Genomic DNA, 10,980 nt, shown 5'->3' with positions numbered 1-10,980 from the left:
TTAGCACCCGAACATCCGATTGAAGTTAATCGATATTCGGGCGATTCGTGCGCCTTATAGGCCGAGCCCTTGCGCCTTATAGGCCGTATTGAACTGCGCCTTATAGGCCGAGCTTGCTGCGGCTAATAGGCCGAGCCAATCCACACCAGCCAAACGTGGATTCTTCGGCGCGGTCGCCGAAGCTCCAGCATGAAGATGTGCGGCTAATAGGCCGTCCCGGTCGCCGGCTCGCTTCCGGACCCGGATTCATTCCAGAAATGCCTCGAAGAACCCTCCGAGGGCCGCCTCTGACCCCGAATTTCATTGCTTTCTGGTTCGATTGAGTCCTTTTGACGCCTGATTAGGGACGGGGTGCGCCTAATAGGCCGTGTCCCGCCTTGATCCACGAGCGGCTTTGCGGCCAATAGGCCGTGCTGAAAGGGCTGCAGATTATCCACTTACGCCTGATAGGCCGTGCCGATCACTGCGGTAGCTCGACGAATTTTAAGGACTTGGAGGAGATTCCCTGCGCGATCCGGCGTCGGGGGTGTCTGGGGGTCTCGTAGCGCGGATCGTTCACGCCGAGCTGGTCGCGCTTCAGGAAATGGACGATTTCGTCCCCCTCCTGGTTCTTGTGAAGCTGCGCGGTGTACTCCGGGAGCGAGTCTGCCTCGATGACCTTGCGGACGTCGATGGCGAAATCCGAGAAGCGAGAGGAGGAACCTGACTTTTCGTAGAGCTGGCGCATGGTGAACTGCCAACCCCCCTCCTGCTGCCCGGCGTGCTTGCGGGCGACGCGATAGAGCCACTTCTCGATCCCCCCGGTCAGCAGGAAGTAGTCTTCGTGGATGGTCAACACGCCGCCCTTCATCAGGATGCCGTCGAAGAGCCAATCGGGAAGGGTCATCGTCATGCCGGTCGTCTCGCCGGTCTGCTCGTCGGTCACCTCCGTCCAGCTCTCCAGCCAGTGGAAGGAGGCGGCCTTCTTCTTGCCTTCGGCGCGGATGTTGGTGCGCACGGCCGTGTGGGTCAGGCGTTCCAAGGCCGCGCGGAGGCGAAGGTAGTGCTCGCCACCCGTCGCCCGCCGGATCGACTTCAGGAGATTATGCGGATGGAAGTGGACCACGCGGCTCGGGGTCAGGCCGCGGTCGAGCGCCTCGGTGATCTGCGTCGAGGCCCAGATCAGGATGTCGGCGTCCCAGATCGTCGCGATCCCGAATTTCGGGTTGGCCGATACCTCCACCCAGACGTCGCCGACATTGTACTCGATGGGCGTATAGCGGGGCTTCTTCGCCAGGCTGAAGAACGGCCGCTCCATGGTGTCTCGCTGGTCGCGGATCGGGATGTCCGCGAAATTGGCGGCGAAGAGGTCGGGCTGGTGATCCCCCCTGGGAGGCAGGCGTTTGGTCATGAATACCGTCGCGGTCGATGCATATGGCTCGGCGGCTGCGGTCGTCGGGGATTCGTGTCCCCGCATCCTGCATCCGATCGCCTGGGGCGACATTAGACCAGTCCGGTGGGGCTATCAAGTGAAAGAACCAGGGACTTTCGCGTGTGAGGCGCGATTCGGGGGTCCCCCCTCACCTCCTCCCACTCAGATCGCGCGCTACTTCAGGTAACCGTTATTGCGGAGCCATGGCTCGACCGCCTGTTCGAGGATGTCCTGGAGGGTATTGGGCTCGACGCCTTCGAGTTGGCGTTCGAGGGAGGCCCGTTTGAGCGCGGCCGCGAAGTCCGAGCGCATGCGGGTGCTCAGGGGCACGCGGGAGAGCGTCGCGGTTGTGTTCGATGGCGCCGCGGCGGGTGCGGCATCCTTCTTTTCGCGGAAGACAAAGGCCTTCTCCGCCTCGGAATCGACGGCGGGGCTGGGGGTTTTAAGTCCTTCGACTAACGCACGACGTTCGGCCATGGGTTTCTCCTTCACGCGACTGCCTTGGATTTCGCGGATGCCCGCTTCTTCGCACGACCCTTCACGGCGTCCGGCAAGATCTCGCGGAAGAGCTGATCGACCTCCTGGGCCGCCTCTTGCGCCCTCGCCCCCAGGTTCCACACGACGGAGCCCTGTCCGGGGGCGTCGGCGTAGACCTGGCGGAGGATGAGGGCCCTGTCGGCCAGGGGCAGATTGAGGGCGGCCGCGGCGTCCATCATGTCCTTGGTAAGTCGATAGTTCTTACCGATCATGCTCAGCACGATCACCGCGGCGGGCTTCCCGGCGCGGATATCCTGGGCCTGCCGGAGCACCTCGGTCGCCTTGGCGAGCGCCCTCACCTCCAGCATGCTCGCCTTGCACGGCACGATGGCGAGGTCGGCGCGGAGCAGCAGGGCGCGGCTGGTCTCGGTCTGGCTCCCGGGCCCGTCGGCGACGACGAAATCAGTCTCCTGGCTCAGCGTCGGGAGGTCGTTTAGGATCATGTCGGGGTTGTCCAGGCGGACCGCCCTCACCTCCGGCACGGCCTCGCGTATCCATTCCGAGGAAGATTGCTGCGTGTCGCAGTCAGCCAACGTCACGCTGTGCCCTTGTTTATGGAGCCAGGCTGCCAGATGGACGGCCAGGGTCGATTTGCCGACGCCGCCCTTAGAATTCGCTACAACAATAATCATGATCACTGCTTAGATGATTTCCTTCCATCTGGCAAGCATTATGTGCAGCCGGATGACTGTCCGGCCGTCTTTCATGCTGGCTGGCAAGAAAGCATTACGGCAGGAAAGGCAGACGAGCGGCCCACTCGCCCAGCGCCCTGATCGAGCGGGATTGGATTCTCGCGCTTCCGGCCGTTTGCCGCTGAGGCTTCAAGCAAGAGAGAATGCATGAAAGAATGTCAGTAGGATGGAAATCTATCTTTCAAGCTTTCGGATCGAGCGATGACTCGTGCATCACGGCCCATCGGGCGCAGAGTGTCTGCCGGAATGAGATCAAGCCAGACGGAAAGAAAGAAAGCTGGAAAGACAGCCAGTAAGACAGCCAGTAAGACAGCCAGTAAGACAGCCAGTAGGACAGCCAGTAGGACAGCCAGTAAGAATGATGGATGTCCAGATTACAATAACGCCTGCGACTCACCGGATTTGGCAACACCGAATTTGACCGTGGCATCCATCCATCCGGCATGAAAGTCGGCATGAATGAAAGTCGGCAAGTCAGAAATCATGCTTTCCGGATTTCCAGCAAGTAAGCAGGCAGGCAGGCATAAGATCAGTCCAGCAAGCCGTGAGGCAATCTGCCAAGCCTGCCAGAAAGAAGGCTTTCATTAAAGTGCACCGTCAGGCCTGAAGCCAGAAGGCATTCAAATCGACCGGCTTGTTGGTTGCGGATGGCCGATAAGAAGTCAACTACCCACTCGGGATTCCAGGGTGAATTGGATGCCTCGCTCCCATAAAGAATTCCTGAATGATGGCCCGAAAACATACAAGAAAGACGGAAAGCCAGACGGCCTGCCAGTCGGCAAGGTAGCCAGCCGGGCAGAAGGAAAGATTGCCAGCAAGCTGGCATGAAAGGCTGTTTTCACTGTGAAAAATCCCCTAAGCACCGCTTAGGGAAGATGTCTGACAGAATCTAATATTTTACTTTCAAAACAGTCAGTTGGCTGGCTGTTGCTCTTCGAGGGGGCGTCGGTTGGAAGCGAGGGCCTCGGCATCCCGTCCAGGTCGCGGTCAGGTAGGCAACTGACGTAGTGGCCGTAACGGTCCGATCTGACACATGCGCGCGAACGCCACGGCCGGACTGCTCAGGAGCGAGAAGGTCGGCCCGGGCTTGCGTGCCTTCTGCTCGCGGGGAGGGGGCGGGCTGGGTAGAACACCCGGCCCGCGACGACGCTAGACGAGGGGGAGGGGCTTGAAGTCCGGGTCGGCGAGTTCCGTCGCCCAGTCCTCGGCCAGCGTCGCTTCCGCCGCCTCGATCTCGATCCGAAAGGCTTCCAGCGCCTCCGAGTTGATCCGGCAGTTCGCCCGCTCGGCGACGATGGTCAGGGCGTGGTAGATGCCGAGGAGACGCGCGCCCCGGCCTTCGATGTGGTATCGGGGATCGTCGGGGATGAAGGCCCCGTCGAAGAGGCCGGCCTCGCATGCCTTCTTCTCGAGATGGTTCATGCGGTCGCCCAGGCGGCTGGCGGCGCATCGGATGTCTTGGAAGCGTCTCTTGGGGTTGGGTGTCATATCAGTACTCCTTATGCCTCGTGTTCCCGGCCGCGCCCATCGCGGCCGAATGGCACGGCGAACAAAGCCGCTTCAGACGGGGCGCCAGCACACCGCTCAAGCGAAAGGCCGAAGGTTTCCCCTGGAAAGCGGCCTTGGCAGCTTGAGCGGCCCGGCGGCGGCTTTACGCCTGCCACGCCGAGGCCGAGTGGCGGTGGGGGCTGGAACTGAGTGGCGGCGGTCGGAACTGCGTTCCCAGGATCTCGCCCGGCTACGACGCAGATGACGGGTGATTGAGGGCCTGTAAAGAGAAGGGCCCGGCAAGGCCGGGCCCCCAAAGGATACTGTGGAATAGGTGTCTGCGATTATACAACGAATAGGTTAAGACTCCGTCAACGGCTCGTCGCGTGGCTGCAGGCCGTGCAGGTGCTCCACGGCCTTCTGGGCGTGGGCGGCGGCCTGGAAGATGGCCCGCTTGTCTTCCTTCAGGACTTCGAGCCAGTGGGCGAGGTAGCTCGCGTGGTCCTCGCGGGGTTCCGGCGTGATCCCCAGGTCGCAGCACAGGAACGCGGCCCCGATCTCGGCGACCAGTTCTTCGCGTGCGTAGCCGTCGTCGCCGAACCGCTTGCGGCCGAAATCGCGGTCGAGCCGGGCCGGGTGCTTGGTCCAATGGGTCAGCTCGTGGGCGAGGGTGGCGCAATAGGCTTCGGCGTCGCGGAAGGACTCGAAGGGCGGCATCTGGACGTGGTCGGTCACCCCGGCGTAGTAGGCCTGGTTCCCGCCGTGGCGGATCTCGGCCCCTGTGTTGGCGAAGAAGAGATCGGCCGCGTCGATCCGCTGCACGGGGTCGAGCCGGGGCGCGGCGGGCTCGTAGAACCGGTCGGGCAGTCCCTCGATCTGTTCGACGTTAAAGACGGTGTAGCCCTTCATGAAGTAGACGTCGCGCTCGGCCTCCTCGCCGTCCTCGCCGGTCTCGGTCCGGGTGAGGTGGTTGGCGTAGACGACCAGGGAGCCCTTCGCCCCCTTCCTGACGCCAGCCTTCATCTCCTTCGCCTGGTTGAAGGTCATCCAGATGGGCGAGGCGAAGCCCTGGGCCTCGGCGGCCATCCACAGCATCAGGATGTTGACGCCCTTGTAGGGCTCGCCGTTGTGCCGCAGGGGGCGGTTGATCTTGCCCGCCATATGCTCGGCATTCCAGGGCTTCAGCCAGGGCCTGACGCCCTTCTCAAGCTCGGTGATGATGGCGTCGGTGACGCGGGTGTAAACATCGTCTCGTTCGGTCTGCATGGGTCTCTCCCTCGTTTGAACTGTCCGGATGAATGCGCGCGGCATTCACCCGGGACGAAGGCGAGACTTGAATCGGGGGGAGGGAGGTCAGGGACGGCAAGGCGGGGGGCACCGGCCTGCACAAGCGCAGCGCGGAAGGTCGGGCGGAGGCCGCACGAGCCGCCGTCAGGGCATTCTTGACCCACCCGGGGGACCGCCCCCGGCTTTCCCGCCAGCGGGCGGGAGGGCGGCGCAGTCGGTCCCGCGAGGGACGGGAGCGTGAGCGGACCCCGGGAGCACGCGGCCGGCGCCAGCCGGGGCGGCCAACGATACCGGAGCGGGCAAAATACGCTTCCACTCCAGGAGGGGAAAATGATGGACTTCACAACCGACGGCATGGCCATGCGGAATACAAATCCCTTTATTCTTCGAGCTCTTGTGGTAACACTGCGACCGAGGGACTTCAGCCGTCTTCAAGAAACACGAAAGCGGAACGACATGGCATTGATAACTTGCAAGGACTGCAAGAAGAAATTCAGCACCGACGCCAAACGCTGTCCTCACTGCGGCGCAAATAAGCCGGCGGGAAAAGGTTGCCTCGTCTTCGTCATCGTTATAATTGCGATTGGGATCTTGGGCGAGGCGCAAGACGTCAAGCCACCTGGCCAGAGCAATGGCTGCGAGGACAAATGGAAGTCCTGCCGCGACAACGAAGACATGGCGAATCACTTTAAAGACTGGAGCAGGATAACGGTCGCGTGCAAGATGGCGGCAGAGAGTTCTGCGAGATACGGGACCCCCGAGTTTCCGTGGCTTCCGTTCGGTTCGTTCCGCAAGGGAAGGGACTATGTGGACACGGGGATCGTCCGCGTCTACGAGAAGGAAGCGAAGTTTCAGAACGGGTTCGGGGCCATGGTGCATTCCAGCGTAACCTGCACCTACGACCTAAATGCGGACAAGGTATTAGACATTCAGATCATGCCGAATTGATCACGTCGCCGATTTCCACCGAGTCTCCACCCGCATCACCGTCACAAGAGAGCCGGACCATGCCCAGCGACATCGACGTGGAGTGCTTTCTGGAAGCCGTCGGGGACTATCTGAGCGCCAGAGAGGAGGGCGACAAGGATGGGATGACCCGGGCCGTTGCCGAGGCCGAGAAGTGGCTCGCCGAGGACTGGTCGATCGCTCGCATCCGCGAGTCGGTCCAGCCCGCCGTGGAAGATTGGCTCCGCGAAAACGGCGGTCGTTGGGATGTGTCGCACGCGCAGCTCGTGGAACGGATCGCCGTCTCGATCGATGTCATGCTCAGCCCGGTGGATCGACCGTGAAGCCGTCCGCCTCGTGGTATCGGGCGGCCGCCGCTCGGTCGTCTCGCAGGCGATTCATGCGGGCGAGGGGAAGCGAGTGCCAGACGTTGTGGCGGGCATTTCGGATCTATCGGGAGCCGACATCGGCCGGCGTACGATGCCTGGGCCCGTTGCGGTACAACGCGGACTTGGGTCTCTATTTCTTTGATTTGGATTGCTGGCCCAGGGCGATGTTGAACAGCTTATCCATACTCATGTGAACGCCGAGGGCAAGCTGGTAGTCGGAAGCATTCACGGCGACCTGCTGCACTTCCTGCTCGATCGACACGTTATTTCCGTTCGGATTCAGCTCATCGGTGGTCGCCCGCGTCACCAGGGGATAGACGGACGGCACGATCGAATTGCCGGCGAGATGGGAGGGATGCGTTCGGGCGGCGGCGAGTGCGCTGACCGAGGCATCCAGCACCTTGCGGAAGTCCGGCTTCTGCACGTCCTTGGCCTTATAGCCCGGCGCGTCGGCATTGGCCACGTTCGAAGCCAACGCCTGATGCCGCTGCGACAAATACTTCAGCTTCTCGTCTACGACGCGAGTAAGTTCCAGACCCGAGGACGACATCGCGATCCCTGTATGTCATTAACGCAAGGAGCATACAGGGTATTTCATGATTCGCAACGCTGGAATGAACCGGCACGCTCCGAGAGGCGAACAAGCCCGCGGATCAGTCCCCCCGGAGCCGGTTCCTGCGGGCCAGCTCCACCTCGTAATAGCGGAAAGCTCGCTCCCTGGTGGCCTCGAGGTCGGGAGGGCCTTTCCGCTCGATGGAGAGCTCCACGAATGCTGCGAAGGCGCAGCCGTGGAACAAATCGTCGAGGATCTCGTCCAGCTCGCTGCTCATGCCCGTCACCTCCCGCGGATCGATGTTTCGGTATAGCGTCGCCCGGTGATGCGGGCAAACACTTCCTCGGCGTGCTCGCGAGTGGCGAAATCGCCGATGCAATCGACGCCCTGGCCGGGGATGTGCCCGTAGAGGCTCCAAAATTCGGCCTGCTCGTCGCGTACCTGCTCGCAGTACGGGCCGTTGCCGTCGTCGAATTCGCGAACGCCGTGGATCTCGTAGGCGTCGAAGCGTGCGGGGAGCGGAGGCCCTCCATCGGTGCATGACGCGGGTCGCGCTCCCGCGTGGAAGGCGACCTCGAGGGCCGCCTTCACCTGCCAGACGGCGACCTCGTGGAAGTCGAGGCCGTCCGAGCGGCGGGTTTCGAGCGTCGCGATGCCGAGATGTTCGCGGGCGATGTCGGTGAGGATGCGGTCGATTCGTTCCATGGGCGGAATCCTTTCTGGGATGGGTTATCGGGCTTTCTCGAAAATCATGCAAACGTCATGCAGGCCGGGGATGAAGCTGCTGCGGTAGACCTTCTTGCCGCTGCTCGCGCCGTGGCTGAAGCGGATGATGTCCGTGCAGTGCTGCGACAGGCCCGCCTCGAAGGCGAGTCGCTTGGTGTGGTAGACGAGGGGGACGAACCCTGCGTCGCGGTCGCTGTAATCGCCCATCAGGACGGCGAGCTTGCCGCCCGGTTTCAGGGCCTTGGCACAATTGCGGATGAACTGGCCGTAGCGGCGGAGGAAGTGCTCCAGGGTCGGGGAGCGTGAGAGGTCACGCGGGTCGTCGGCATAGAGCTTCTGCCGCCAGTAGGGTGGGTGGGCCCAGATGAAGTCGAACGTGTCCGCTGCCGGGAACTCGCGGGCGTCGCAGGCGTCGAAGCCCTCGTGGATGTCGAACGAGAAGCAGGGGACGCCGAGCTCCTGGCAGACGTCGCGGGCGGTGCCGCTGCCGGTCATCGGGTCGAAGACCAGCCCCGGGCGGAAGTAGAGCAGCAGGTCCTTGATCAAGTTGCCGCCGCAATTGCCCGGCCATTTGCGGTCGCCGTATTCGCCGGCGCGGTGGAAGTGGTAGAGGCTCGTGAGGTGAGGAACCGGGCTTGCGTTCCTCGGGGCGAGGGGGAGGCGGGCGTAGATCTCCCGCACGGGCTCCTCGTTGCCTGGACCGGCTGACCGCTCGATGCGTGCGGCGTAGAAGGGATTGATCGGCGTGGATGTGATGGTCATGGCATTACTCCTCTGGGGTTGACGTGGTGGTTTCGTTCGCGGCGATGGCCGTGCGGAGGGACGGCTCATAGCTGTCACCTCGCCAGGAGTTGACCCCGAAAGCGATGTTTCCGACCGCGAGCTTGTCGAGGTTGAAGACCGCGACGTGGTGCTCCTGCTCGAAGACGATGCCGAGCATCCGGCCCTCGTCGGGGTCGCGGAAGATGAGGACGTGGAAGGGTGCCCCGGAGATGCCGTTGCGATGGTGCTGGATGTTCTCGATCCGTACTTTCATGGTGGGTCCCTTCACTGGTGGTTGTCGAAATGGAGTCGTAGCTCGGCGAACTCGCGTTCGAGTTCCTCGAGGTCTGCGTCGAAGTCCGGGTCGCAGCCGGCGGAGAGTCCGTCGTACCGCTGGATGAGGTCGTAGCCCGCGGCGCGGATGTCGTGGGGGTGTTGCATGGTCCAATTCCTTTCCAGGTAGGTGGGCGGGCACTGCGGCCCGCCCGGTTGATCCGTCAGTCTTTCTTCTCGGTGGCTACGCGGAGGGTGATGCGGCCGTCGAGCGGCACCACATCGAGCTGGACGTTGAAACCCTTGCCGTCGGCGTGCGGCCAGACGCTGCCGATGCGGGTCCAGAAGCCCTTCTGCCCCTCGCGGTCGCGGACCTGGTAGGCGGTGTGGCTCGGTGCCTTCGATGCGGTCTCGTTGTTCTTGCCGTCAGACATGGGATGATCTCCTTCACTTCGTGATTCCGGCCGCGACCATCGCGGCCTGATGTCACCCTGGGAAAGCCGCCTTAGCCGGTGCGGAGCGAGCGCCAGCGACCGGGCAAGCGGAAAATTGGGGGAGACCCTCGGGGGGAACCGATTTTCCGCTTGAGCGGACCGGCGGCGGCTTTAAACGTGACAAGAAGCAGGCCGTGGTTGCGGATGGAACAGATGAGGGGAGGGCTGGACACTGGCGGCGAGGCGGACATGGAAAGCCGAGGCGAGAGGCCCGCGATCCTCGGGAATTCCGATCGAGGCGTTGCAAGACGCGTGACCCGCTGGATCGGTGGCCCAGGTCCGGACAGGAAAACGGAGTCCACGACGATGCCGCGACCGGCACACGGTGTCCGATGGGGATGGGAATGAGGGGGACGGGCCACCCGCGCACGGGCCGCTCGGCCGAGAATCGGTATCGCGCACACGGCCCGTGACAGCAATTAGTTCATCTCATCGTAGAGAAGATCCGGTCCATCCCGGCCCATTTTAGCGAGCAGACGCGGAGCCATTCGGTCGTGATGGCGCCGAGCCGTTCGACGCGCCCTAGCGTCGTCATGGCCATGAACATGGCCTTGCAGAGCATATGCGCCGGCCCGTCCAGGCCGTGGACGCCGCCCTCGCCGAAGAACGTCTTCCTGAGCCAACTCGCCGCGACACCCGCGGGCGAGGCGTTCTTCGTCGTAAAACAGAGCCGCCGCCGACGCCCCGGTCATGCAGACGGTCCTTCTCAGCATGATCCGCGCCTCGAAGAGGTCGGACCGATGGCGGCGGCATCGCTCCGAGATGAACCCGTAAGGGGTTCCTGAGCAGTTCCAGGGTCGAATCGAAACTTGCATCGCGGGGCATCTCCGCCATAGACACATCCTGTTGTTTTGTCGGATTCCCCGAACACGCCCCGAAGGGATATGAGAAGGGAGGTCGGGCCCCGCAGTTTCTTCCAGCGGTCCGATAAAGATCGTGTATTCGGAATTTGTGCCGATCAGGCGAACTACCCAAGCCAATACAGTGATTTTACTTCATATTTACTTGCGTTGATTTGTAGCCACGCCTGTGTTACAGTCTTCGGGTTATGTCCATTATGAAGCGAATAGCAGCCATCGCGCTGTGTTTGAGCATCGCCGCCGCCGGGTTCCCCGCGCAGGCGAAGGTTGCTTGCATGATGGACAAGCCCTCGCAGGCCCAGCAGGCGAAGGCGGCCGCACCCCAGGCCGAGATGCCCTGCCACAAATCCTCCGAGAAGAAGACGGCCAAGAACTGCTGCTGCCAGGATATGGCATGCGGCTCGGGCGGCCTCAGCATGGACATGCCGGATCACGACGGCATGGCCAACCGTCCGGACCGGGGATCCCGCCTCGCGTTCCTCAGCGACGCCCCCCCGAGCGTGAATCCCACCAGCACCCAAGAACGTCCCCCGAGAACCCCCTCCCTGGGTTAGGCGTGTCCT

At 62.7% G+C, this 10,980-nt stretch carries 15 protein-coding genes; 3 read left to right on the top strand and 12 right to left on the bottom strand.

The window, feature by feature from the left end:
* Positions 1-460: 460 nt before the first annotated feature.
* From ACYOEI_RS05425 to ACYOEI_RS05405, 5 genes are all read right to left on the bottom strand, one after another.
* Entirely contained in the window at positions 461-1,390 is a 930-nt protein-coding gene (locus tag ACYOEI_RS05425; RefSeq protein ID WP_462848314.1) for a replication initiator protein A, read from the bottom strand.
* 195 nt (positions 1,391-1,585) lie between these two features.
* Positions 1,586-1,888 carry a hypothetical protein gene (locus tag ACYOEI_RS05420; RefSeq protein ID WP_462848313.1) on the bottom strand — a complete coding sequence of 101 codons (303 nt, stop codon included), beginning with the start codon at positions 1,886-1,888 and terminating at the stop codon, positions 1,586-1,588.
* An 11-nt stretch (positions 1,889-1,899) separates the two neighbouring features.
* Complete coding sequence (locus ACYOEI_RS05415) at positions 1,900-2,580, bottom strand: division plane positioning ATPase MipZ (protein ID WP_462848534.1); 681 nt, start codon at positions 2,578-2,580, stop codon at positions 1,900-1,902.
* A gap of 1,209 nt (positions 2,581-3,789) precedes the next feature.
* Positions 3,790-4,128: a hypothetical protein gene (locus tag ACYOEI_RS05410; protein ID WP_462848312.1), complete on the bottom strand. Its 339-nt coding sequence runs from the start codon at positions 4,126-4,128 to the stop codon at positions 3,790-3,792.
* A 360-nt stretch (positions 4,129-4,488) separates the two neighbouring features.
* Entirely contained in the window at positions 4,489-5,394 is a 906-nt protein-coding gene (locus ACYOEI_RS05405; protein WP_462848311.1) for an ArdC family protein, read from the bottom strand.
* Positions 5,395-5,745: 351 nt separating this feature from the next.
* Here ACYOEI_RS05405 and ACYOEI_RS05400 point away from each other — a divergent pair, with 351 nt between their 5' ends.
* Positions 5,746-6,363, top strand: coding sequence for a hypothetical protein (locus tag ACYOEI_RS05400; protein WP_462848310.1), 618 nt, complete (start codon positions 5,746-5,748; stop codon positions 6,361-6,363).
* Positions 6,364-6,422: 59 nt separating this feature from the next.
* On the top strand, positions 6,423-6,704 hold the full coding sequence (locus ACYOEI_RS05395; RefSeq protein ID WP_462848309.1) for a hypothetical protein: 282 nt from the start codon (positions 6,423-6,425) through the stop codon (positions 6,702-6,704).
* A 175-nt stretch (positions 6,705-6,879) separates the two neighbouring features.
* Here the strand turns inward: ACYOEI_RS05395 and flgB are convergent, their stop codons facing one another.
* The 7 genes from flgB to ACYOEI_RS05360 form a co-directional block, all read right to left on the bottom strand.
* Positions 6,880-7,299: a flagellar basal body rod protein FlgB gene (gene flgB / locus ACYOEI_RS05390; protein WP_462848307.1), complete on the bottom strand. Its 420-nt coding sequence runs from the start codon at positions 7,297-7,299 to the stop codon at positions 6,880-6,882.
* Positions 7,300-7,402: 103 nt separating this feature from the next.
* Entirely contained in the window at positions 7,403-7,579 is a 177-nt protein-coding gene (locus tag ACYOEI_RS05385) for a hypothetical protein (protein ID WP_462848306.1), read from the bottom strand.
* Between the two features lie 5 nt (positions 7,580-7,584).
* Complete coding sequence (locus ACYOEI_RS05380) at positions 7,585-8,007, bottom strand: DUF6900 domain-containing protein (protein ID WP_462848304.1); 423 nt, start codon at positions 8,005-8,007, stop codon at positions 7,585-7,587.
* Between the two features lie 24 nt (positions 8,008-8,031).
* Positions 8,032-8,790 carry a TRM11 family methyltransferase gene (locus ACYOEI_RS05375; RefSeq protein WP_462848303.1) on the bottom strand — a complete coding sequence of 253 codons (759 nt, stop codon included), beginning with the start codon at positions 8,788-8,790 and terminating at the stop codon, positions 8,032-8,034.
* 4 nt (positions 8,791-8,794) lie between these two features.
* Positions 8,795-9,064, bottom strand: a complete 270-nt coding sequence (locus ACYOEI_RS05370) for a hypothetical protein (RefSeq protein ID WP_462848301.1) — start codon at positions 9,062-9,064, stop codon at positions 8,795-8,797.
* A gap of 11 nt (positions 9,065-9,075) precedes the next feature.
* Positions 9,076-9,231, bottom strand: a complete 156-nt coding sequence (locus ACYOEI_RS05365) for a hypothetical protein (protein WP_462848300.1) — start codon at positions 9,229-9,231, stop codon at positions 9,076-9,078.
* A gap of 56 nt (positions 9,232-9,287) precedes the next feature.
* A complete protein-coding gene (locus tag ACYOEI_RS05360) occupies positions 9,288-9,497 on the bottom strand; it encodes a hypothetical protein (RefSeq protein WP_462848299.1) in 210 nt (69 codons plus the stop codon).
* 1,117 nt (positions 9,498-10,614) lie between these two features.
* On the opposite strand from ACYOEI_RS05360, the gene ACYOEI_RS05355 reads away from it, so the two are divergent.
* Positions 10,615-10,971: a hypothetical protein gene (locus ACYOEI_RS05355; RefSeq protein WP_462848298.1), complete on the top strand. Its 357-nt coding sequence runs from the start codon at positions 10,615-10,617 to the stop codon at positions 10,969-10,971.
* The last annotated feature ends 9 nt before the right edge of the window (positions 10,972-10,980 follow it).

The organism is Singulisphaera rosea (assembly GCF_054877945.1).
This window is presented reverse-complemented; position numbering and strand designations above follow the sequence as displayed.

Excerpts from the sequence above, each read along its gene's own strand:
- ACYOEI_RS05405 (WP_462848311.1), bottom strand. The coding sequence starts at position 5,394 with ATGCAGACCGAACGAGACGATGTTTACACCCGCGTCACCGACGCCATC.
- ACYOEI_RS05420 (WP_462848313.1), bottom strand. The coding sequence starts at position 1,888 with ATGGCCGAACGTCGTGCGTTAGTCGAAGGACTTAAAACCCCCAGCCCC.
- ACYOEI_RS05370 (WP_462848301.1), bottom strand. The coding sequence starts at position 9,064 with ATGAAAGTACGGATCGAGAACATCCAGCACCATCGCAACGGCATCTCC.
- ACYOEI_RS05415 (WP_462848534.1), bottom strand. The coding sequence starts at position 2,580 with ATGATTATTGTTGTAGCGAATTCTAAGGGCGGCGTCGGCAAATCGACC.
- ACYOEI_RS05365 (WP_462848300.1), bottom strand. The coding sequence starts at position 9,231 with ATGCAACACCCCCACGACATCCGCGCCGCGGGCTACGACCTCATCCAG.
- ACYOEI_RS05360 (WP_462848299.1), bottom strand. The coding sequence starts at position 9,497 with ATGTCTGACGGCAAGAACAACGAGACCGCATCGAAGGCACCGAGCCAC.
- ACYOEI_RS05395 (WP_462848309.1), top strand. The coding sequence starts at position 6,423 with ATGCCCAGCGACATCGACGTGGAGTGCTTTCTGGAAGCCGTCGGGGAC.
- ACYOEI_RS05385 (WP_462848306.1), bottom strand. The coding sequence starts at position 7,579 with ATGAGCAGCGAGCTGGACGAGATCCTCGACGATTTGTTCCACGGCTGC.
- ACYOEI_RS05425 (WP_462848314.1), bottom strand. The coding sequence starts at position 1,390 with ATGACCAAACGCCTGCCTCCCAGGGGGGATCACCAGCCCGACCTCTTC.
- flgB (WP_462848307.1), bottom strand. The coding sequence starts at position 7,299 with ATGTCGTCCTCGGGTCTGGAACTTACTCGCGTCGTAGACGAGAAGCTG.
- ACYOEI_RS05380 (WP_462848304.1), bottom strand. The coding sequence starts at position 8,007 with ATGGAACGAATCGACCGCATCCTCACCGACATCGCCCGCGAACATCTC.
- ACYOEI_RS05355 (WP_462848298.1), top strand. The coding sequence starts at position 10,615 with ATGAAGCGAATAGCAGCCATCGCGCTGTGTTTGAGCATCGCCGCCGCC.
- ACYOEI_RS05375 (WP_462848303.1), bottom strand. The coding sequence starts at position 8,790 with ATGACCATCACATCCACGCCGATCAATCCCTTCTACGCCGCACGCATC.
- ACYOEI_RS05400 (WP_462848310.1), top strand. The coding sequence starts at position 5,746 with ATGATGGACTTCACAACCGACGGCATGGCCATGCGGAATACAAATCCC.
- ACYOEI_RS05410 (WP_462848312.1), bottom strand. The coding sequence starts at position 4,128 with ATGACACCCAACCCCAAGAGACGCTTCCAAGACATCCGATGCGCCGCC.